14 protein-coding genes, 1 rRNA gene and 2 riboswitches are annotated in these 22336 nt (G+C 42.8%); all 15 genes read right to left on the minus strand.

What is annotated here, in order from left to right; all coding sequences use genetic code 11:
* Positions 1-98: ribosomal RNA gene (locus NFU07_RS14250) — 16S ribosomal RNA — on the minus strand; the annotation flags it as partial.
* A gap of 703 nt (positions 99-801) precedes the next feature.
* Entirely contained in the window at positions 802-2136 is a 1335-nt protein-coding gene (locus tag NFU07_RS14255) for an NCS2 family permease (RefSeq protein ID WP_251479204.1), read from the minus strand.
* Positions 2137-2247: 111 nt separating this feature from the next.
* Positions 2248-2349, minus strand: a riboswitch (purine riboswitch).
* 115 nt (positions 2350-2464) lie between these two features.
* Positions 2465-4003, minus strand: coding sequence for a glutamine-hydrolyzing GMP synthase (gene guaA, locus NFU07_RS14260; protein ID WP_251479576.1), 1539 nt, complete (start codon positions 4001-4003; stop codon positions 2465-2467).
* Positions 4004-4129: 126 nt separating this feature from the next.
* Positions 4130-4231, minus strand: a riboswitch (purine riboswitch).
* Positions 4232-4263: 32 nt separating this feature from the next.
* Positions 4264-6456 (minus strand): DUF4129 domain-containing transglutaminase family protein, encoded by a 2193-nt coding sequence (locus tag NFU07_RS14265; RefSeq protein WP_251479206.1) that lies wholly within the window; start codon positions 6454-6456, stop codon positions 4264-4266.
* Positions 6453-7667 (minus strand): DUF58 domain-containing protein, encoded by a 1215-nt coding sequence (locus NFU07_RS14270; RefSeq protein WP_251479208.1) that lies wholly within the window; start codon positions 7665-7667, stop codon positions 6453-6455. The genes NFU07_RS14265 and NFU07_RS14270 overlap by 4 nt, the downstream gene beginning before the upstream one ends.
* The gene (locus tag NFU07_RS14275) at positions 7664-8614 is read right to left on the minus strand and encodes an AAA family ATPase (protein ID WP_251479210.1); all 951 of its coding nucleotides are present in this window, start codon (positions 8612-8614) and stop codon (positions 7664-7666) included. Before NFU07_RS14275 ends, NFU07_RS14270 begins: the two co-directional genes overlap by 4 nt.
* Positions 8615-8774: 160 nt before the next feature.
* Positions 8775-9602 (minus strand): ammonia-dependent NAD(+) synthetase, encoded by an 828-nt coding sequence (nadE, locus tag NFU07_RS14280; protein ID WP_251479212.1) that lies wholly within the window; start codon positions 9600-9602, stop codon positions 8775-8777.
* Positions 9603-9614: 12 nt separating this feature from the next.
* Positions 9615-11084, minus strand: a complete 1470-nt coding sequence (locus NFU07_RS14285) for a nicotinate phosphoribosyltransferase (protein ID WP_251479214.1) — start codon at positions 11082-11084, stop codon at positions 9615-9617.
* Positions 11085-11525: 441 nt separating this feature from the next.
* Positions 11526-13253, minus strand: coding sequence for a dihydroxy-acid dehydratase (gene ilvD, locus NFU07_RS14290; RefSeq protein WP_251479216.1), 1728 nt, complete (start codon positions 13251-13253; stop codon positions 11526-11528).
* Between the two features lie 152 nt (positions 13254-13405).
* Positions 13406-16552, minus strand: coding sequence for an EAL domain-containing protein (locus NFU07_RS14295; RefSeq protein WP_251479218.1), 3147 nt, complete (start codon positions 16550-16552; stop codon positions 13406-13408).
* A 165-nt stretch (positions 16553-16717) separates the two neighbouring features.
* Entirely contained in the window at positions 16718-16876 is a 159-nt protein-coding gene (locus tag NFU07_RS14300) for a hypothetical protein (protein ID WP_251479220.1), read from the minus strand.
* Positions 16876-18111, minus strand: coding sequence for a helix-turn-helix domain-containing protein (locus NFU07_RS14305; RefSeq protein WP_251479222.1), 1236 nt, complete (start codon positions 18109-18111; stop codon positions 16876-16878). Before NFU07_RS14305 ends, NFU07_RS14300 begins: the two co-directional genes overlap by 1 nt.
* Before the next feature lie 91 nt (positions 18112-18202).
* On the minus strand, positions 18203-19465 hold the full coding sequence (locus NFU07_RS14310; RefSeq protein WP_251479224.1) for a S8 family peptidase: 1263 nt from the start codon (positions 19463-19465) through the stop codon (positions 18203-18205).
* A 263-nt stretch (positions 19466-19728) separates the two neighbouring features.
* Positions 19729-21348 (minus strand): glycoside hydrolase family 13 protein, encoded by a 1620-nt coding sequence (locus tag NFU07_RS14315; protein ID WP_251479226.1) that lies wholly within the window; start codon positions 21346-21348, stop codon positions 19729-19731.
* Between the two features lie 25 nt (positions 21349-21373).
* Positions 21374-22336, minus strand: a complete 963-nt coding sequence (locus tag NFU07_RS14320; RefSeq protein WP_251479228.1) for an aldo/keto reductase — start codon at positions 22334-22336, stop codon at positions 21374-21376.

Here is a 22336-nt window from a genome sequence, read left to right on the forward strand (position 1 = left end):
CTAAACGCTTGGAGCAAGCTCCAAGTGTTCCGCTCGACTTGCATGTATTAGGCACGCCGCCAGCGTTCGTCCTGAGCCAGGATCAAACTCTCCATTATAGAGTAGTATTGATTGCTCAATGCTGGCGCATCGCCGTCTCCGAAAAGACGTGCGATTCGCTTTGATCTGGCAAAAGCCTGATCAGTAATCTTTTGCTCGACTGCTTGCGCAGCCTTCGCAAATTCTCGTACTCGCGATAAACGCTCGTATCGAGTATTCGTTGACGTTTTGCTGTTCAGTTTTCAAGGTTCATGTTGTCACTGCTTTTTCTCAGCAACTTTATTAGTATAACTCAATTCAATTTCGATGTCAACAGTTTTATAAAATTTATAATTCCGTTTCAATCAAGTTGTTTTGAGGACGCTTATTAATATACCAAGCCTATTTGTTTTTGTCAACAAACTTTAAATGATAGGCAAAAAAATAATAAACCATTTACATTTCTTATTATAACAGAAAATTCTATAAATAAAAATTACAAAACTGTTACAAAAATGAATGGGATATTCCCCTTTACATAGAATCTTTTAACGTATCCTTATGCTTATCTTCCTGCGCTTTATTCTCTTTATGTAACTTCACTCCCATCCCTGCCTTCATCTTATAAATCTTCTGTGCAAAGAGACTTTCAATTGTAGTTGACCCGGTTCCTATTGAAATGAATCTCTTCTATAGTAATAACTAATTCTGCTTTTCTACTTCTCTCGAACAACTTCCTTCTATAATAATAAAAACCCGCCGATTGAATTCGGCGGGTCTAGTTTAAGCTAAGAAAATAAAATAAAGAATAAAGATAATGAATAGCCCATACATAATCGGATGGATCTGTTTAGCTTTCCCTGCAAAAATCATTGTGATCGGATAGAAGATAAATCCGATGGCAATTCCTGTAGCGATGCTATACCCAAGAGGCATAGAAATCATCGTCAAAAATGCTGGCACCGCAATTTCAAATCTTGTCCAATCGATTTTACCTAAAGCTGAAACCATTAAAACCCCTACGATAATTAAAGCTGGAGCCGTTACAGCACTCGTAATAACTTCTAAGAGCGGATAGAATAAAATCGAAATTAAAAACAATACCCCTGTCACTACAGCAGAAAATCCTGACCGGCCGCCTGCAGCAACACCAGAAGTCGACTCGATGTATGAAGTTGTCGTAGAAGTTCCGAAAATAGCGCCGCTTACTGTAGCTACCGCATCTGCCATTAAAGCTTTACCTGCACGAGGCAACTTATTATCTTTCATTAATCCCGCTTGGTTGGCAACTGCCACTAGTGTTCCGGCTGTATCGAAAAAGTCGACAAACAAGAAAGTAAGAACAATTACAAGGAATTGAACTGTCATCAATGAACCTGGATCATTGAAAATCGGTTCTAATGCCACGCCAAACGTCGGTGCCATGCTTGGAATTTCTCCAACAATCGCACTTGGCAATTCCACGATGCTGAAAATCATCCCGATTACAGCTGCAATTAACATTCCGAAAAATATTCCGCCGTTAATGCCGCGTACCATGAAGATGACTGTGATTACTAGACCGAAGATCGCCAACAAAGTTGAAGGCTGTGTTAAATCGCCTAATCCGACCAAAGTATCCGGATTGCCGACAATAATTCCGGCATTTTGAAATCCGATGAATGTAATGTAAAGCCCGATTCCTGCGCCCACTGCATATTTCAATTCAGCAGGTATTGCATTGATAATCATTTCACGCAAACCGGAAAGGGATAGAACAATAAAGATGAGTCCAGAAAATAAAACACCGGTTAAAGCTGTTTGCCATGGAATTCCATAAGTCAGAATAACTGTATAAGCAAAAAATGCATTTAAACCCATGCCCGGTGCTAAAGCGATCGGATAACGGGCTAGAATTCCCATCATAAAGCAACCAACTGCTGCAGCCAGAGCGGTCGCCATAAATACAGACCCATAATCCATATACATTTCTTCTGGAAGATCAGGTACTGAACTTAATGTGAGCGTTAATGGGTTGACCACCAAAATATAAGCCATTGCCAAGAAAGTAGTCAATCCGCCAATTATTTCTTTGCGGTAATTTGTCCCCAGTTCATTAAATTGAAAATAACTCTTCATCATTTTTCCTCCGCTTGTCGCCGCGATAATGCAAAAAAACACATACAGCAACTTGCCGTATGTGTTCGATTTATCTTTTTAAGCGTAAAACTTCCTTAAAAAGGTCCCTTATCAGTTAAAGGACAAAATCGTAGTCGAGTCATTTACGGTAACTCGGTAGAAACTTTCGGGCCATATCCCCGACATTATACGACAACGTTATTTAATTACTTTTGTAATATATCATGATTGAACGTCCAAAACAATACCAAACACGAACATTTAATAAGAATAGATAAGTATAGTTCGTAAAAAATCGGAATGCCTACTGGCACTCCGGTTTTTGTTTTTATTCCCACTCAATAGTTGCTGGTGGCTTAGAGGTAATATCATAGAGCACACGGTTAATATGCGAAACTTCGTTAACTAGACGGACACTGATTTTCTCAAGTACATCCCAAGGGATGCGCGCCCAGTCTGAAGTCATGCCGTCAATCGATGTCACTGCACGAATACCGATCGCGTAATCATACGTACGGGCATCTCCCATAACGCCTACGCTGCGGATATCTGGAAGCACCGTAAAGTATTGCCAAACGTCGCGGTCAAGGCCGGCTTTACTGATTTCATCGCGTAGAATCCAATCAGATTCACGGACGATTTCCAGCTTTTCTTCAGTGACTGCTCCCATGATCCGAATTCCAAGACCTGGACCCGGGAAAGGCTGGCGCCATACGATTTCGTCAGGCATGCCAAGTTCCGTCCCTAGAACACGGACCTCGTCTTTGAACAGCGTGTTTAATGGTTCGATCAGTTTAAACTGCATATCTTCTGGAAGCCCGCCCACGTTATGGTGGGATTTGATCGTCTGGGCAGTTGTTGTGCCGCTTTCGATGATATCAGTATAAAGAGTGCCTTGAGCTAAGAAATCCATGCCTTCAAGTTTTGAAGCTTCGTCATCGAATACATAGATGAATTCATTGCCGATGATTTTGCGTTTCTTCTCTGGATCTGTAACGCCTTCGAGTTTTTTCATGAAACGGTCGCGCGCATCGATTTTGATGACGTTCATATTAAAGCCGTCAGCAAAAGTTTTCATGACGCTTTCTGCTTCTCCTTTACGCAACAAACCATGGTCAACAAACATACACGTCAACTGATCGCCAATCGCTTTATGGATCAGAACTGCTACTACCGATGAATCGACACCGCCGCTTAGTGCACAAAGAACCTTTTTGTCCCCTACTTCTTCACGGATTTTTTCGATCTCCAATTCGATGTAGTTTTCCATCGACCAGTCAGCTGCCATCCCGCAAACACCGAAGACGAATTGGCGCAGTAATTCATTGCCATAGACAGAGTGGCGAACTTCCGGGTGGAATTGTACGCCGTAGAATTTACGTGATTCGTCTGCCATTGAAGCGATTGGACAACTTGCGCTAGTACCGGTAACTTCAAACCCTGGAGGCGCAGCAGTTACCAAGTCGCCATGGCTCATCCATACAATTTGCTCTTCTGGCAAACCTTCGAAGACTTTGCTTTCCTTGATCAATTTAAGTTCGGCTTTGCCATATTCACGGTTTTGAGCTTTTTCGACTTTTCCGTTCAATTTCAATGCCATTAACTGCATACCATAGCAAATCCCTAAAATCGGAAGACCCATTTCAAAAATCGCTTCATCAATTGAAAAAGCGTTCTTATCATAAACGGAATTCGGTCCACCTGAGAAAATGATGCCTGTAGCATTCATTTCTTTGATTTCTTCAGCTGTAATTGTATGCGGGTGCAACTCGCTGTATACGCCAATTTCACGAATACGCCGCGTAATCAATTGATTGTACTGGCTTCCAAAATCCAAAACCACTATTTTCTTTTGCTCTTTTAACATCGGACTTGCTGGCACACTCTTCACCTCTTCTATTCTTTTCAGGCCTCAAAATGACAAAAGAACGCGAAAATGGACTCCTCGCGTTCTTTTGCTCTACATCAAAAAGGCGAATGCACATGTCTGAAAGCATGCGTCATCCACCTTCATAGTCAAGTCATTTCCGGAGACTTGGTAGAGACATCCGATCCATATCACCGGACATATATGAGGGCACTTGTAAATTATAATTTTCTCAATTGTACAAGCTAGCGCCCTCAAAATCAACCGCTTGTGCGATTGATTAAATTTTCCCAACTTTCTTGTAGCTCGCTCCAGTCAACGGATTCTGGATTTCCACCGTAAACGGCCTGCTCATAGGCACACGTTAAACGCGTCATGTCGCTGGTACCGAAAAATGAATCAATATAGGAAGCATAGGATTTTAAGGTCTGGCCTTCCTTTCTCTTAATTCCATATAATTCCAATTGTTTCAATAAACGCAAATATGCTTTTTCAAACGTTGATGCGTTTTCGCCGCGGTTGCGGTAATAAGGGATTAACACTTTCGGGAGCCATTTTTGGCGAATCTTATAAAGGATACCCGCTAAAACTAGAAGTCCGCCAAGAGCCCATAAAATTTTCGATTTATTTTCATCCCAAAGATCGGAAGCGCGATCCCAAAAGCCTGGACCATTGTCTTCTTCTCCTATTGCTGCAGCGCTGTCTTCCTCTTCTTCAATCGGATTTGGGCGTTCAGGTTGTTCGCGTTCAACTGGATCCGAAGCATCCACTTCTACATCAAATTCAACTTCAGAAGAACCTGTAAATCCAATAGTTGGTTCAAAGAGCATCCAGCCCACTCCCGGCATATAAGCTTCCACCCAGGAATGGGCATTATTATTAGTGATTTGATAGACGTCTCGCGTTCCTTCCGTTTCCAGCAATTCTCCTTCATTAAATCCTTTCACCCATCTTGCAGGAATATCAAGAGAGCGTAAAAGCACTACCATGGAAGTTGAAAAGTTATCGCAATAACCCCTCTGTGTTTCAAATAGGAATTGGTCTACATAATCTTGGCCATCTTCTGGAACCGGTATATCCTGTTGGCTGTATTCAAAGCTGCCATTGGAAAAATACCGCTCAACCGCTCTTGTTTTGTCATAAACAGTCGTTGAAGTTGAAGTGATTTCAAGAGCCAAATCCCGGACTCGCTGAGGCAATTGATCCGGCAACTGTAAAAAGCGATCAAATGCAGCTGGCAATTCCGCCAGTTTTTCTGGTGCCGTCGCCCGGAGCGCCGTTAAACTGAAGGTGGGCTCGCTATAGCTGATTTCATAAACTTGAGGTTCAAAGACATTGCCTTGCTGGAATGTTTCGATCCGCTGATCTGCTGCATCGTATTGATAATTTGGTGCAGCGTCCATTAAAATCGATTCAGTTCCATATGGATATAAGACGAAAGGGAAGTCTTGATCCATCGATATTAAAGCCGTATCCTCTTCTTCCGCTTCTCCTGGGATAAAATCCGTTTTAATGAATTCCCCATTTTCATATACCGCGACATCTCCAACATTTTCGGTCAATTCCCACCCTTTCGACGTATAGATGTCTTTGGATTCGACTTTCCAATATTGGCCGTCATCCACTTCCGCCGTAAATACAGGTGAGCTGTCGCCGATGAATGATCCACCTAACTGGGAATCGTCTACTCCATAGCCGATCCTGCCAACTGAATTGCCGCCTGTTCCACTGCCGGCTTGGTTTGAAAATGACGTGATATACGGAACAGGATCCGGCCAAACCGGACCGGATTTCGGCAAATACAATGCGACAGCTGTCGTTCCGGCAATCGCTAAAAATAGCGGAATGACAGAAGCGGCAATCTTATCTCCGCTCAACTCAATATGATGGCGTTCGGTCCATCTTGCTAAATGCAGCAAGCCAGCAAGAAGCAAGCCGATCACCATGATACGGATAATGGCCGTGTTCCCTGTATAAGGGCTGAACGTATCCAAAACTGCGATGAATAGAACCGTCAAAAAATAAAACAGGAAAATGCTTAGACGGAAGCTGACCCAATAATGAATCAAATAGACAGCCATCCACAGCAACGCAAAAAACAGGACGGTTCTAAAAATATCTGTAGTCTGGGCCCAGTTCTGTGAAAATAAGGCTTCGATATTCACTTGCAAGTCCGTCCATACAAAAGCCATCGCATCTTTCGAAAAGAAGAACGAATCTGTATAGACATGGACAATAAACCAAAGAATATAAAGCAATTTAACGGGTCCAGAAATTATCCACGGCACTTTGAACAATGCCATTAGCAGGCCTAAAACTATAAAAATCAGAAACAGCGTTTTATGTCCCGTCGATGTCAATGTCATCACTGGAGTCAGCCATTCTGCAAGCAGAAAGAAGACTAGCACATATAAACAAGCCATAAACCAAGTGTTTTTACGAATGGCGCTCATTTTTCGCTCCCTCCTGTAAATACGGAAGTAAAGTTTTCCGGACTTAGCCGTTTGACGAGAAATCCTTTTGATCTCGCATATTGATAAGTCATTTCATCTTCTGATGTGAACTTCTCGCCTTTTACAGCCACCACCAAAAACATGCAAGTATTCAGTTGTTTGACATTGCGCTGAATTGTTTTTACCATTTCCATCGTTAACTGGCTTGTTACGTATAGCAAACTGGATGCATGGATTTCCTGCAGTTCCCGGTTCACCGCTTGCTCGACTGGGATTTCAAGATCCGGCTGAACTTTTGCCAAATGATACATCACCCGCTGCAGCTGCTCTTCGGTTTGAATAACCGGGAAATAATTTTTCGTGTCTCCTATAGATAGGTAAGCCAAACTTGAATTGGCTCCAATAATTGATTTGATGATAGAAGCTATAAGTTCTACTTGGATTTCAAATTTATCTGAAGGCGCACGGTCATCCATCAAGAACAGATCCTGCGACTGGCGGTCTTCAAACTCTTTCGTCCGCATCGTCTGCGTACGGGCAAAAGATTTCCAATGAATCCAGGAAACCCGGTCGCCTGGATGATAATCTCTGATCCCGGTCGCCATCGTCGTATCTTTCACTAGCGTAAAAGGAGCTGCCATGCTTCCGTGGTCGTATTTAGCCTCCATGGGCCGGTAAGCGAGTTCCACTGTATTTGGATAAACAAGTACTTTCTGCTGCAACGGCAAAAGCCGGGTTTTCCTGACCCAGCCAAAAAAGTCGGCAATCTCGACTTGAATGCCTTCTAATACGTGTTCACCACGCGGCATGTTTGGAATTTCATATGACCATGAATACGATTTCCTGAAACCAGGCACGAGCATTTTCTGATAGCTCCCGTCTGCCCGGTTTTTCAACAAAGGTGAATCGGTCTTTTCAGACATGACCATATAGAGCAAAGGAAAACGGAATTTTCTTTGGACATGGATCGTCGCTGAAAAGTTTCCGCCTTTCCTGATTTGAGCCGTATGGATTTCTCTCGAAAGCTGGATATCCTGGATTGGATAAAAGCTCATCAATAAAGAATACAATAAGAATGGCAATGTCATATAAAAAATAAACCAGCTGACAAACCCTCCTTGGAACATCGCAAACGAAAAAGTGAAAATCAGGATCAGAATAACGAAAAGCAGTCTTCCCCATAAATTCACAAAGCCAGGCAAGTGCTTCATTGGCCAACAAGCCTTTGCACAGGCACTCTTGTTTTTGCTAATATACGGTCGGTAATTTCTTCCGCAGTAATGCCGTCATAGCGCGCTTCTGAGCGGAGCATGATGCGATGGCCAAAAACAGATTTCGCTAAATATTGCACATCGTCTGGAGTCACGTAATTTCTCCCCTTCAGCATGGCGTAAGCCTGGGAAGCTTTCATCAACGCAATTGAACCTCGGGGGCTTACCCCTAAATAGACATAAGGATCAGTGCGGGTTTGGCGCGAAAGATCCACGATGTAACTTTTAATCGAATCTTCCACTTTAATTTTTTTCGCTTCTTCTTGAAGATGCAATAATTCTTCCAATGAAATGACGGCTTCAAGTTCGTCTATCGGCACCGATAATTGCGAGCGGCTCAACACTTCCACTTCTTCTTTCGAACTTGGATAACCCATTTTCACTTTCAGCAAAAAGCGGTCAAGCTGGGCTTCCGGCAACGGATAGGTTCCTTCGTATTCAATCGGGTTTTGAGTTGCCATAACAAAAAAGGGTTTGGGAATCGTCATCGTAACACCATCAATTGTGACAGAAGCTTCTTCCATCGCTTCTAGCAAAGAGGATTGTGTCTTCGGGGAAGTTCGGTTAATTTCATCCGCTAAAACAATATTGCCCATAATCGGCCCTGGCCGGAAATGGAACTCCATATCTTTTGGATTATAGATGGAAACACCGATTACGTCTGACGGCAGAAGATCCGGTGTAAATTGAATTCGTTTAAAATCGGCGCCGACTGATTTAGCAAGCGCTCTTACCAACATGGTTTTTCCGACTCCTGGAACGTCTTCTAACAGCACATGTCCGTGTGAAAGCATAGCAACGATGCTGAGTTCGGCAATATTCCGTTTACCGATTATTACTTTTTCTATATTATCAATCACTGCATTTAATCGATCCTTAGCATCCATGCTCATTGCCCCCAATGTATAATAAATAAAATTTAAAATTATCTAAAACTTATCATAAGCATAACGAATTTATAGGAATTTCTCAACTCTGCTTCCTCTTATACAGGTCTTTTTCCGCAAATAAAAACAGAGCCTTTTAACGGGCTCTGTCCATATTGGTTTATTTCCAGAAATCATCGAATACTGTAATCGGCAAATGGCGCTTATGTTGCGTGCGTAGATAGTAGCCTTCCAGTTTTTCACGCGCATCTTCCGGAATTTTTTTGCCTTCCAAATAATCGTCAATCATCTCATAAGTTAGGCCGAGAGCCACTTCATCCGGTATAGCCGGTTTATCTTCTTCCAAATCGGCAGTTGGAATTTTCGTGTACAAATGTTCAGGAGCATCCAGCTCTTTTAATAACGCACGGCCTTGGCGCTTATTCAAACGGAATAATGGCGTCAGGTCCGCTGCCCCGTCCCCGAATTTCGTATAGAACCCAGTTATCGCTTCAGCTGCATGATCGGTTCCGAGAACAACTGCATTTTGCATAGCTGCCACAGAAAATTGTACTTTCATGCGCTCGCGGGCTTTTTCATTGCCTTTAGCAAAATCCGTGAGTATGATGCCCGCATCCTCCAACGCTTTTCTGCTGGCATCTACTGCCGCTTTGATATTCACTGTGAATACTTTTGTCGGGTTGATGAAGTCGATCGCATCTTTTGCATCGTGTTCATCAAATTGTTCGCCGTACGGAAGACGGACCGCATAAAAACCATATTTTTCTTCTCCGCTTTCAGCGTTCAATTCATCTACAGCCATTTGGGCCAGTTTGCCGGCTAACGTCGAGTCTTGGCCTCCAGAAATACCGAGAACATATCCTTTCAAAAATGGATGCTTCACCAAATATTCTTTCAGAAAAGCAATGGTCCGGCTAATTTCCTCTTTCGGATCAATACTTGGTTGAACTTTAAGTTCTTCAATTATCGTTTGCTGTAATGTCGACATTTGATATCCCCCTTATTTGCTGGTCATTTGTTGGATAGAATCTTTTACTTCTTGGATATTGCGTATTTTATTGTCCCAACACTTCTGGCTGAGATCGACCGGATATTCTTCCGGATTCAACGAACGCTTATATTCATCCCACAACAAATCCATGTTGCGGTTTGCATATGCCTGAATCTCTTCTAATGAAGGATTTTTGTAAATAAGTTCTCCGTTTTTGATGACTTGTTGATGGATATTGATGGCATCAAAATTGCTGACAAATTTGGATACATACGTATGGACAGGATGGAACATCTTCAAATGATCTTCAGCAGCCGGATTTTCATCCTGCATCGTGATGTAATCCCCTTCTGATTTACCATTTTCCCTATCAATAATGCGATAAACGTTTTTTAGGCCTGGAGTTGTCACTTTTTCAGCGTTCCCGGAAATTTTAATGGTGTCTTCCATCTCGCCATGGTCGTTTTCAATCGCCACCAATTTGTAGACAGCTCCAAGAGCCGGCTGGTCGTATGCCGTGATCAGCTTAGTCCCGATTCCCCATGCGTCTACCCGCGCACCTTGCGCTTTTAAGTTAAGGATCGTGTATTCATCAAGGTCATTAGAAACGACAATTTGGGCATCCGTGAAACCTGCTTCATCCAGCATCTTCCGGGCTTCTTTCGACAAGAAAGCAATATCTCCACTATCTAGGCGGATTCCTTGGAAATTAATCTTATCGCCCAATTCTTTTGCTACGCGGATAGCTGTCGGAAGGCCCGATTTCAATGTATCGTATGTGTCGACTAGGAAAACACAGTCTTTATGCCGTTTCGCGTAAGAGTGGAAGGCTTCGTATTCATCTTTATAAGCTTGAACAAGAGAGTGCGCATGTGTACCGGCTACAGGAATGCCAAACATTTTCCCTGCACGGACATTGCTCGTGGCTTCAAGGCCGCCGATATAGGCAGCGCGCGTCCCCCATACAGCCGCATCCATTTCCTGTGCACGTCTCGTTCCAAACTCCATGACCCGTTCGTCTTTGACGATTTGTTTAATGCGGCTTGCTTTTGTCGCAATCAAAGTTTGGTAATTGACGATATTCAGTAGAGCCGTTTCAATCAGTTGAGCTTCAACTAAAGGTGCTTCGATGCGAAGAAGCGGTTCGTTTTGGAAGACCAATTCCCCTTCTACTACGGAATAGATGTCTCCTGTAAACCGGACTGTCTTCAAATAAGCCAAGAAATCGTCTCCATAGCCAACCTCTTCTTTCAAATAGGCAAGGTCGCTGTCTGTAAAACGGAATTCTTTCAAATAATCAAGAATACGCTCTAACCCAGCAAAGATAGCGTAGCCATTGCCAAAAGGCAGCTTCCGGAAAAACAATTCAAATACCGCTTTCCGTTCATGCATGCCATCTGCCCAATAAGCTTCGGACATATTGATTTGGTATAAATCTGTATGTAGCGTTAAACTGTCATCTGAATATTTTCTTTCCATTTGAATCTCCTTCTTCCGCAAGTCATTAGTTTCAAGTTAATTTCTATAATTATACCCTAATAGACTCATTTCAAATAAGAAAAACACAAATAATCGATTTAATTGACATTAGCCATAGCTTATGAGATACTTAATCAGTTAACAGCGAGGTAACTGAAAAATTTTGATAATCTGGCATTCTACAGTAATGTTTTTGATAATACTTATTCACACTGGCGCGATTTAAGGATCGCAAGGACGTAAAAGAAGGTAGGGTTTACGTTGCTTAAGTTAGAAAGCCACCAGTGGAACAATGACCGCGGCACAGAAAGTTAATCCTTTCAATGGAAATGATTCCCCGTTTATCGGGTTGAAAAATTGAAATCAAATATTAGTTAATGTTACCTTAAAAAATCAAAGGGATGTCCTCTAACGAGGACATCCCTTTTCCAATGCTTGCATTTACTTGTTTTTGCCGGCTGACTCCAGTACATACGAATCTTCCTGGCGGTTTAAATAATCTGTCACTGCGCCTCGTGAAGAACACGAAACATTGTGCGCATATTTTCCAAGAACGCCTTTTTTATAAAGTGGCGGTGCTACCCATGCTTTGCGGCGCGCTTCCAGCTCTTCGTCTGACACATCCATGGTAATCTCCTGCTTGATGGAGTCGACTGTCACGATATCCCCTTCTTTCAACAACGCAATCGGTCCACCCACTTGGGCTTCTGGCGCAATATGCCCAACGACCAATCCGTGCGTTCCTCCAGAAAAGCGTCCGTCCGTCAATAAAGCAACCGATTCATCCATGCCTTTTCCGACAAGAATAGCGGATATTGATAACATTTCCGGCATCCCCGGACCGCCTTTTGGCCCTACATAACGGATAACGAGTACATCTCCTTCATTTATTTCGTTTGCCATTACGGCAGCCGTCGCTTCTTTTTCTGTATCAAAAACGCGAGCAGGACCGGTATGCACTTTCACTTTAACGCCAGACAGTTTAGCAACTGCGCCTCTTGGTGAAAGATTTCCTTTTAATACGACCAATGGACCGTCAGCACGCTTCGGCTTCTCAAACGGTACAATGACTTCCTGCCCCTCGATCAAGCCCGGAGCTTCAGCTAAGTTTTCTGCCAAGGTCTTTCCAGTCACTGTCATACAATCTCCGTGCAAATAACCTTTTTCCAGCAATAGTTTCATAACCGCTTGGACCCCGCCGACTTTATGCAGATCTTCCATGACAAATCGTCCGCTCGGCTTCAAATCTGCAATATGAGGCACTTGCTTCTGCAATCGGTTGAAGTCATCGATGGTCAGATCCACTTCAATCGCGTGGGCAATCGCCAATAAATGAAGAATGGCATTAGTCGATCCGCCTAGGGCCATAACAACGGTAATCGCATTTTCAAACGCTTCTTTTGTCATGATGTCTTTCGGATAAACGCCAAGTTCCAGCAAATTGTAGACGGCTTTTCCTGCCGCTTCACAGTCTGCTGCTTTCAAATCATTTTCAGCTGGATTCGAAGAGCTTCCTGGCAAGCTCATCCCCATTGCTTCCGCAGCCGATGCCATCGTGTTGGCCGTATACATGCCGCCGCATGAACCAGCGCCTGGGCACGCCGCACATTCAATGCCGCGCAAAGTATCATCCGAAATGTCACCATTATTATGCTGGCCGACGCCTTCGAACACAGATACGATATCAATGTCTCCACCGTTATGTTTGCCTGGGGCAATGGTGCCTCCGTAGACAAACACAGCCGGGACTTCAGAGTTGGCAATGGCAATCAAGCAGCCGGGAATGTTTTTATCGCATCCGCCGATTGCCACTAGGCCATCCAAATTTTCTGCTCCTACCACTGTTTCGATAGAATCCGCGATAACATCGCGGCTTGGCAATGAATAGCGCATGCCTTCTGTCCCCATGGAAATGCCATCCGAGACGGTAATGGTATTGAAGATAAAAGGAACACCGCCTGCTTCTCTTGCCCCTTTTTTCGCACTCACTGCTAAATCATGAATATGTATATTGCACGGAGTCACTTCACTCCACGTACTTGCAATCCCGATCATCGGTTTTTGGAAATCTTCATCGGTCACTCCGACAGAACGGAGCATGGCCCGGTTTGGCGCCTTCATAGCACCCTCGCTGAATACTTTACTCTTGATGCGCAAATCTTTTTTCATAGAACATCTATCCTTTCTTTTTACTCATTATAGAGCAATTTTTAAACAATTCAATGAATTAAAAATTTTTATTCAGTTAAATGAATATTTTGTCATAGAATATTCAAAGTTTCTCCCATAATAAAAAGCCCCAGCAAATGCTGGGGCTTTCTCTAGTCGGCCACATTTTCCCACAGATTTTCTAATTCTAGCGGCGGGCATGGACGGCTATAGTAATAGCCTTGTCCGATTACGTCAAAGTTCTTCAATAATTCCACTTGCTCTTCTTTTTCGATGCCTTCCACAACCACAAGCGTATGGAGCCCTTTTCCTACCTCAATAATAGCTTTAAGAATTGAAAGGTTTCTTGGATTGACAAGCATATCATCAATCAATGATTTATCGATCTTTAAAGTATCGATTTCAATATTTTTGATGACAGTCAAAGAAGAATAGCCGGCGCCAAAATCATCAATTGCGATTTTAATGCCCAATCCCCGCAGCCCTCTAATGACTTTGGATGATTCTTCGATATTCATCATGACACTTTCGGTGATTTCGATTTCCAAATACGCTGGATCGATTTGATAGGCTGTTAAAATCGATTCCACTTTCCGATTAAATTGAGAGTCCCGGAATTGGCGGGCAGAGACATTCACAGAAACTTTCACTTTCGGCTTCCCATCCTGTTCCCATTCGCAGATTTGACGGCAGGCTTCTTCTAAAACCCATTCCCCAATCGGCAGGATCAGCCCTGTTTCTTCCGCAATCGGAATGAATTCAGCAGGAGATACCGTGCCAATAGATGGATTCCAGCGCAGCAAAGCTTCAAGCCCTACCATCTTCTCTGTCCGCAAATTGACTTGCGACTGATAATAAAGTTGGAATTCATTTTTCTCAATGGCTTTTCGCAGGGCGTTTTCCACCTCGAATTTTCGGCTGACCTTTTGGTTTAGATCTTCCGTGAAAAACTGATAATTGTTCTTGCCTTTTTCTTTTGCTGAATACAACGCAAAATCCGCTTCACGGATTAAGGTTTCCTCATTGTTCATGCATTTTTCCTGCATGCTGATGCCAACACTGATTGTCACGATCATTTCATGGTCGAACAATTCGACCGGCCGATCCATCACTTGAAAGATTTTCTTCGCCAATCGGGTCATATAAGCTTTTGTCACATTTTCAAAAGCGATGATAAACTCATCCCCGCCGTGCCGTGATAAGCGGTCGGTCGGGCGCAAGCAAGATTTAATTCGCTCAGACACTTTTTTTAGGAAAAGATCGCCCCCTTGGTGCCCCAAAAGGTCATTTACGCCTTTAAAGTCATCAAAATCGATCAGCATTACTGCTAGAGAACGATCGTACTGTCTGGCTTTTGCAGCAATGGCCGATAGATTCTCATAAAACCAATGGCGATTCGGCAAACCGGTCAATTGATCGGTAAAAGCCAAGTCATTCATTCTCTTTTCAAGCTGCTTTTTTTCGGAAACGTTTCGGGTAATTGAAAACATTCCGTCCACCTGACCTTGTTTACGGATTGGCACAACATTCAAATCAACTTGAAGCTCGTTTTTTTCTTTATCCACCAATTTTTGTTCAGCTTGAAGGGCATTCCCTTGTTTGGCTAATTCAAAAACTTCTTTTACACGCGCAGTCTTTTCGACGATCAACTCGGTAAAAGGCATATCCCGCAATTCTTCCTGGGTAAAACCGGTCAGCTCTTCCCCTCGCTTATTGACATTCTTAAACGAACCGTCAAGAGCGATTTCAAAAACTGCATCTAAATTATTTTCAAATAGAGAGCGGTATTTCTCTTCGTTCTCCTCCATCAATCGCAGCGCTTCTTTTTCTTTCGTGATATTTTTGGCAATGCCGTAGACGCCAATAATTTCGTCATCAATTTTGATAGGTAGATTTGTAATGTGGAGATATACCCATTCCCCATTTTTCCGGATGCATTGCAATTCGTAATTCTGCGGTATCCCCAGCAAAGCTTGTTCAAAATGCATTTGGGTTTTCTCTAAATAAGGCGGAGCTACAATCGGATGAAAAGTAGTGCCGATAAATTCTTCTTTTGTATAACCGACAAGATCCATTATGGCGTTGTTGACATTCAACATCCGGCCATCGGGATCCATTGAAAAAACGCCGTCGGGATTATAGGCAAACAACGATTGGTAGCGCTGTTCACTTGCTTCAAGCTCCAGACGGATTTTCTTTTCCAACGTAATATCCCGGAGAATCAATTGGATGGCCGGCTTACCTTCGAATTTCATTTGGGCACCTGTCACTTCGACATCGATCAATGTGCCATCAGGCTTGATGAATTGCTGTTCGATGGGAGCAGCATTGCCTCCCTGCATCATATGATGGATCCGTTCTTTGACAATCGGTTGGAAAGAAGCCGGGACAAAATCTAAAATCGACTTCCCTAAAACAAGCTCTTTGTTTTCTACCCCAACCATTTTCAAACAGGCTTCATTCACAAAAATCAGTTTTCCTTGGCTATGCACGACAATGGGTTCTGGAGACAATTCAACCAGTTTCCGGAATCGGTTTTCACTTTCCTTATTTTCCTCAATTAATCGGTTCTCTACCACGATCGTTCGGTAATCGGCATAAGCAAACAGCATCGCCAGCACAACCAGCGCAGCTGATAGAGCAAAAATCGTGTTCATTATGGACATTTCTGAAATCCAGAAAGGTCCCGCTGCAGAAAATTGCACATCAACAAGATTGGCATTCATGGCTGTGTAATGCATCAAGGAAATAGCCATTCCGAGTAAAACCGCACTCATGGCTTTTCGGCTGAGTGATTTGTTCAGCCGCTTGAAATTCATGAAAATTTTAATCGCCGCTGTTGAAAAAAGAAAGGCGACGGCAATGGATAAGATGAAAAAACCCCAATTCAACCGGCTGGTTTCGTCACCTTGTACGGCAGCCATTGCGATGTAATGGCCTAAAATGATGCCGACCCCCAACATCAGGCCACTGAAAATTATATTAACTTTTGTAGTTTTTCCGTTATACAACACTTGAAAAGCGATGAACGATGCCAAGATGGATATCCCTAATGAGGCTAATAATAAAAGGGCGTGGTAAGAGATGTCCGTATTCCCGTAGAAATGGAAAGCTGACATTCCAATTAAATGCATGGTGAAGATGCCGAGGCCCATAAATACACTAGCAGCTGAAACAAAGATTTGACGCTTTCCTTTCGCAACATCTGCCAGTTTCCCAATTAAAACAAGCGAAATATAGGAAGAAAAAATTGCTATAAATACAGATAATATAATCAAAAACGGACTAAACGATGCCATTAAAATTTCCCAGCTCCTACATGTTACTTAACATTCTTGATAATTATACCTTAAAATTCTTATATATTATGGATGTAACACTTAAAATAGGCCAATAGGCATTTTAAATAATCAAAATAAAATAAGGCTCCCGCCATAATTAGCGGAAGCCTTATTTTATTTTGATTAAAGCGGTGGCAATATGTGTGGAGCCGAAAGCGGATTAACTTGTACATCGGCTTGTGGAGCTGCCGGAAGAGCTTCTCCAAATGCAGGCGATACGGCTAAAGCACCGATAATTCCCGCTACTGCGATTGCTGCTATTAGTTTTTTTGTAAGCTTCATTAAACTTCACCAGCCTTTCGTTCTTCATAGGAGCGGTAGAAATTGGCTTTTTCCCAGTCTTTCTTTTGCTCGTAGAAAATTTTCAATTCAGTTGCTACTTTTTTACCTTCTTTTATATAACCATTTTTTCTGAAAAATGGGAACATTATTTCTTCACAATAGGCAATAAGATCTGGTTGGGAAAACATTCGCTTCTCGAAATAGTTTTCATAAATGTGGAAGTATTCCTCTTCTGTTTCACGTGTGAGCAGCTTTAATTCCCTTAAAAGGCTTTCATCTTTTTGATTCATCTCTATTGTTGCCTCGATCATGCTGATCAACACAGCTTTATAAATATAAGAATCCTCCGGCAAGCTTACTTTCAATTCTGCAAGCAATTCAAACGCCTGGTCATAATCCTTTTTCTGCTTGAATAACTCGGCCAAATTATAGAGGGTTTGGTAATAAAGATCTTTTTGCCCCATCAAATGGGCATTGCGTTTTAGCACTTCATACAATCCACCCGCCTGAACCAGCAAATTTCTGCGTGTATAATTGATCGCCAGCAAGAGCTGTGCATGCAGCAGCCGAATATAATTATGATGCAGCTGATAATATTGGACGGCCATTTCTGCATAATACGCCGATAGCTCAAACCGGTCGAATAAAATTAGAAGGCGTGCTTTTTGATAATAGTACTCGCCTTCAAATTTTTGTGGAATGCTCTGGATTCCCTGTTCCAGCTGTTCAAGAAACCCGAGCGCTTTCTCCGTTTTATTGAGCATGGTGTAATAGATGGAAAGGAAAAATTGATGCAGCCATTTTTCAGGCGCAGTAAAAGACCCTTTCATGCGATCTATCAGTTCTTTTTGCTGTTCAGCTTGTACGTGGTCATTCTCATAAATATAAAAACGGAATTTATACAATTCATATTGGTTCACGAGCTCAGACGATTGAATGTAATCATTCTCCTTCTCAAGCTGCTTATACTGTTTCCTCATATGCTCTAAATCATAAAATAAGGAACAATCGATGAATTCCCCAATTTGGCGCTCCAAACGCTTATGCCGGTGCATTTCTTTTTCCCATTGAACGCCCATCTTCGCCAACAGCGCATCAATCGTCGATTCATGAGGGACGTATGTATTTGATTCTATTTTGCTTAAATGCGAAATTGAGCAAATGCCATCAGCCAATTGGGCTTGTGTCAATTGATATTTTGTCCGGTAATATTTGATGACAGATCCAATGTTCATAATTCCACCCTTTTTTGTCAGAATAATAAAATAGTAACATAAAAAAGGGGCTCCAGCATAAACTGGAACCCCTTGTTATTCTTTTTAGCCTTTAGCGGACGCGTGCGAATCCGAAGCCGGATGCATAGTCGTCTCCGTAGCCAGCCCCAGAACCAGAAAGAATATCATAATTTCTTGCGCGGTTCTGAAGATCTTTGCGAATCGTTGCATTGCTTGCAGAAGGATTGCTTGCCCAAATTTTCGCTGCTAGTCCTGCTACATGTGGTGAAGCCATTGACGTTCCAGAAATTGTTGAGTAGCCGCCGTTATACCAAGTCGAGTAAATCGAAGCTCCCGGAGCTGATACTTCAACATCCCCTTTTTGGATGACGTAATCGCCGTCAGTCGAGCTGTAGCCTCTAGAAGAAAAATCAGCTACCCGGTAAGTGCCGTTTTGGATGACATTTTCTAATGCTGCTACTGCTACCGCATTCGGCAATGCGCCTGGATAGCCGATTGACCCTTGATACGGACCAGAGTTTCCTGCAGCTGCTATGATCAATACACCTTTACTGTATGCATAGTTCACTGCATTTGTGATCAAGCTGCTTTCACCTGAAGATCCCAGTGACATATTGATGACCACTTTCGTGTTCAATGAAGATGCTTGGTCAGCTGCATGGCGGATAGCTGCTGCAATATCATCAGACGATCCAGAACCGTTGTCGCCTAATACTTTATATGCCCAAAGATCCGCATCCGGTGCAACTCCGTATACGCCAGAACCCGTACCACCGTCAGCCAGTGCCGAACCTGCTACATGTGTACCATGCCCTTGGCGATCTGTACACGAACCATTGACAATACTTGTGCTTGTCGTAAAGTCTTTGCATTGCTCCACATTATTTTTCAAGTCCGGATGATTGACGTTAACGCCTGTATCCAAGACCGCTACATTAATTCCACCACCGCCTGAAGAACGGGTCAACGAACTGTCATTATAGATGGCTTTTATGCCCCAAGGTGTTGATTGCGAAGCAGCCATCGCTTGATAAACCGCTTCTGGTTTAGAAGAGCTTTTTTCAATCGTAAATTCAGGTACCTTTTCAACTTCTATGTTTTTGTTCTTTTGCAGCGCCTCATATTGTTTTTGGTTCATGTCGACGGTGAATCCTTCACTTGCAAAATCCCACTTAACACCGTATTTCGATTTTGCATTTTGAAGGTCCTTGTTGTTTTGCGAATCAATTAAGACACGGAATGTATCATTGCCTTTTTGATCCACTGCATCTCCGTTCGCGCTTACGCCCATTGCGGGTACAAGCAATGTTGCTGATAACATGATACTCGTCAATAACTTACCTGATTTCTTCATCGTCCAATCCCCTTTACCATTCAATTTGTTGGGCATTTGAGCTTTTACGGCGTCCCGCTTAGGCTGCTTGCCTGCCACAACTTAAAGTTAACAGAACTCTTAGGAAAGCGTAATTGGGAAAAAAATCAGGCGTATCTGTATAAAATTAGGAATACACGCCATTAGTATTAGGTCTTTGTATTCTTTGGAAATATTTTACTTTATATATTCTTCTTTTTCATGTAATTATTTGTTCAAAAAAAACCATGCACAAAAGCATGGCTTCATTCAGCTAAGCGATAGACTCTCGCTTCAAATGGATGGACTTTTCCCCGGTCTTCGATGCTGTAATTCCCGAGAAGCAACTCTGCCCCTTCCGGTACTTTCCAGCGGCAGGACATGCCTTTTAAATTTGCCAGGATCAACATTTTTTCGTCTTCGTTTTCACGAGTGTAAGCGTAGATACAAGGGTTGCCGGTTTCATATAGATTATAGATTCCATAAATCAAAACGGTTGAACTTTTTCTCAGCGAAATCATCTTCTTATAAAAATGATACACAGACAGCGGATCTTTCTGTTGGGCTTCTGCATTTAGCCACCGATAATTCGGATTCACTTGAATCCATGGCTCATTTGTCGAAAACCCGCTATAACGTCCACTATTCCATTGCATCGGTGTACGGGCATGATCTCGGCTGCTCATTTTAATGGTTTTCATAATTTCTTCAGGCGACATTCCTTCTGCCCGTTTGTAGCGATAAAAATTTAATGTTTTCACATCGTCATATAGATCGATTCCATCAAACGGTGCGTTGGTCATGCCGATTTCTTGCCCTTGATAGATGAAAGGCGTGCCTTGCATCAGAAAATACATGCAGGCAATGGAAGTTGCGCTTTCACGCCAGTAGTTCCGGTCGTCGCCCCATGTTGAAACAATGCGCGACCGATCATGGTTTTCTACGTATAAGGCATTCCACCCAATTCCTTCGGCTCCTTTTTGCCAGTTCGTTAAAATACGTTTGAGCGAGGTCAAATTCACGCCGCAATCTTCATTCGGTTTCCTTAGATACCATGTCTCAAACTGAAAGACCATATCCATTTTCCCGTGTTCTTCACTAATCCATTCATCGATTTCTTCAACAGTCACTCCATTGGCTTCACCGACCGTCATGATGTCATAGTTGGAGAAGGTTTCTTTGTATAATTCAGCTAAGAAATCTTGGATGCCCTCGACATCGGTCATTTTTTCCCAAGCCGGAACATATGGGGCATTGGTGGGATTCGGCATATCGGAATAGTCTTTCTTGATATGGCTGATGGCATCCAAACGAAAACCGTCAATTCCTTTTTCTAGCCACCAGTTGACCATCCGGTACAGTTCTTTACGGACTTCTGGATTCTCCCATTCCAGATCCGGCTGTTTTTCTGCGTATAGATGAAGATAGTATTGACGGGTTTTTTCATCAAATGTCCAAGCGGGACCGCTAAAAATACTTTCCCAGTTGGTCGGTTCATCCCGCCAGACATACCAATTTCTCTTAGGATTGTCTTTTGATGAGCGTGATTCAATAAACCATGGATGCTCATCGCTGGTATGGTTAAGGACCAGATCCAATATCATTTTCATTCCTCGATTGTGTATTTCTTCAAGCAAGCGATCGAAATCCTCCATCGTACCCATCTCTTCCATAATTTCATGATAATCGCTGATGTCGTATCCATTATCGATGTTCGGCGATTTATACATCGGACAAATCCAAATCACATCAATTCCGAGTTCTTGTAAATAGTCCAACTTTTCTATCATGCCATTCAAATCACCGACTCCGTCTCCATTCGAGTCCTTGAAACTTCTTGGATAAACTTGATAGACGACTGCTTCTTTCCACCATTTTTGCTTCATCAGTTCAGCCTCCAATGCTGAGGAGTTACGGGACAAGCGACAGTTGTTCTTTTAACTCTTCCGGCCATATCCAATCGCTGATCCGGACAGCTTCTAACACATGTTCCGGTTTACTTGCACCCAATATGGCCGACGTGACAGCAGGCTGATTGAAAAGCCAAGCGAGCGAAAGCTGCGATAAACTCACTTCCTGTTCTTTAGCAATTTCTTTGTAGTGATCGATCCTCTTGAAATTCTCTTCTGTAAAATAGGGCTGGATCAATTCCTCTCCTTTAGCTGCCCGGCTGTCTTCTGGCACGCTTTCCTTCGATGCATATTTTCCGGATAACATCCCACGGGCCATCGGGCTGTACACCAACAATCCCATTTTTTCAGATTGGCAAAAAGGAATAACTTCATTTTCAAGTTCCCGGGACAAGAGATTATATTGGGATTGTGAGCTGACAAAATGCTCTAAATTATAGAGCGCACTGAGGCCATTTGCTTTCGCCATCTGCCAAGCCGCAAAATTTGAACAGCCGATATACCTTACTTTTCCTTGCCTCACCAAATCCGTCAAAGCCGACAAGGTTTCTTCCAAGGGTGTGCGCTTATCGAAACGGTGGACTTGATACAAATCGATATAATCCGTTTGAAGCCGCTCCAGAGATCTTTCCACTTCCCGCATGATATGGAATTTTGATAACCCTGCGTCATTGACGTACTGCCCCATCGGAAGCCCTACTTTTGTCGCCAGCACCACCTTGTCCCGTTTGCCTTTTAAGTGCTTGCCAATGATCTCTTCCGCTTCACCTGTTCCATACTTGAAGGATTCATCTTGTCCTTTTCCATAAAAATTAGCGGTATCGATTAAATTGATGCCCGCATCAAAAGATTGAGCCAAAATTTCAGCAGAAGCCTTTTCATCTATCCATCTTCCAAAAGCCATAGTGCCAAGGCTTAAATTCGATACGCGCAAACCTGTTTTCCCGAGATTCCGATACTTCAT

It is taken from the genome of Planococcus sp. NCCP-2050 (assembly GCF_023708025.1).
GTDB lineage: Bacteria > Bacillota > Bacilli > Bacillales_A > Planococcaceae > Planococcus.

What these genes read in the sequence shown, in the direction of transcription:
- NFU07_RS14305 (WP_251479222.1), bottom strand. Translation starts at nt 18,111, where the DNA reads ATGAACATTGGATCTGTCATCAAATATTACCGGACAAAATATCAATTG.
- ilvD (WP_251479216.1), bottom strand. Translation starts at nt 13,253, where the DNA reads ATGAAAAAAGATTTGCGCATCAAGAGTAAAGTATTCAGCGAGGGTGCT.
- NFU07_RS14315 (WP_251479226.1), bottom strand. Translation starts at nt 21,348, where the DNA reads ATGAAGCAAAAATGGTGGAAAGAAGCAGTCGTCTATCAAGTTTATCCA.
- NFU07_RS14255 (WP_251479204.1), bottom strand. Translation starts at nt 2,136, where the DNA reads ATGAAGAGTTATTTTCAATTTAATGAACTGGGGACAAATTACCGCAAA.
- NFU07_RS14265 (WP_251479206.1), bottom strand. Translation starts at nt 6,456, where the DNA reads ATGAGCGCCATTCGTAAAAACACTTGGTTTATGGCTTGTTTATATGTG.
- nadE (WP_251479212.1), bottom strand. Translation starts at nt 9,602, where the DNA reads ATGTCGACATTACAGCAAACGATAATTGAAGAACTTAAAGTTCAACCA.
- guaA (WP_251479576.1), bottom strand. Translation starts at nt 4,003, where the DNA reads ATGTTAAAAGAGCAAAAGAAAATAGTGGTTTTGGATTTTGGAAGCCAG.
- NFU07_RS14270 (WP_251479208.1), bottom strand. Translation starts at nt 7,667, where the DNA reads ATGAAGCACTTGCCTGGCTTTGTGAATTTATGGGGAAGACTGCTTTTC.
- NFU07_RS14285 (WP_251479214.1), bottom strand. Translation starts at nt 11,084, where the DNA reads ATGGAAAGAAAATATTCAGATGACAGTTTAACGCTACATACAGATTTA.
- NFU07_RS14310 (WP_251479224.1), bottom strand. Translation starts at nt 19,465, where the DNA reads ATGAAGAAATCAGGTAAGTTATTGACGAGTATCATGTTATCAGCAACA.
- NFU07_RS14320 (WP_251479228.1), bottom strand. Translation starts at nt 22,336, where the DNA reads ATGAAGTATCGGAATCTCGGGAAAACAGGTTTGCGCGTATCGAATTTA.
- NFU07_RS14300 (WP_251479220.1), bottom strand. Translation starts at nt 16,876, where the DNA reads ATGAAGCTTACAAAAAAACTAATAGCAGCAATCGCAGTAGCGGGAATT.
- NFU07_RS14295 (WP_251479218.1), bottom strand. Translation starts at nt 16,552, where the DNA reads ATGGCATCGTTTAGTCCGTTTTTGATTATATTATCTGTATTTATAGCA.
- NFU07_RS14275 (WP_251479210.1), bottom strand. Translation starts at nt 8,614, where the DNA reads ATGGATGCTAAGGATCGATTAAATGCAGTGATTGATAATATAGAAAAA.